The organism is Leifsonia sp. RAF41, assembly GCF_052114085.1.
GTDB lineage: Bacteria > Actinomycetota > Actinomycetes > Actinomycetales > Microbacteriaceae > Leifsonia.
Genome location: NZ_JBFREB010000007.1, coordinates 1 through 376 on the forward strand (window position 1 = coordinate 1; position 376 = coordinate 376).

A 376-nucleotide genomic window follows, 5' to 3' on the forward strand; every position below is an offset into this window, starting at 1 on the left:
AGGTAGTACTGCGTGGCGAACGAGCCCATGCTGTGGCCCACAAGGATCAGCGGCAGGCCCGGATGCACGCCGCGCACGTGGCGGCTCAGCAGCGCCATGTCATCCACCAGCCCGGCGAAACCGCGCGGGCCGAACTCCCCCAGCTCACCGCGCGCCGAGGCGCCCTTGCCGTGGCCGCGATGCTCGTTCGAATACACCACGTAGCCGGCCTGCACCAGCGCGTCCGCCAGGTGCCGATAGCGCAGCGAATGTTCGCCCATGCCGTGCGCCAATTGGATGACCGCGCGCTGCGTCGCGCCCTGCCAGCGATGGGACTCCACCGTGACGCCGTCGTTGGCGGTCAATTCGAAGTGTGTCTCGGTGGTCGGCATGCGGT

The 376-nt window shown here is 68.9% G+C and carries 1 protein-coding gene; it reads right to left on the reverse strand.

Annotation, left to right across the window (positions count from 1 at the left end; all coding sequences use genetic code 11):
• Positions 1–344 (reverse strand): serine aminopeptidase domain-containing protein (locus tag AB4Y74_RS17770; protein ID WP_441800483.1); only part of this gene is annotated, 344 nt, incomplete at its 3' end.
• Between the last annotated feature and the right edge of the window lie 32 nt (positions 345–376).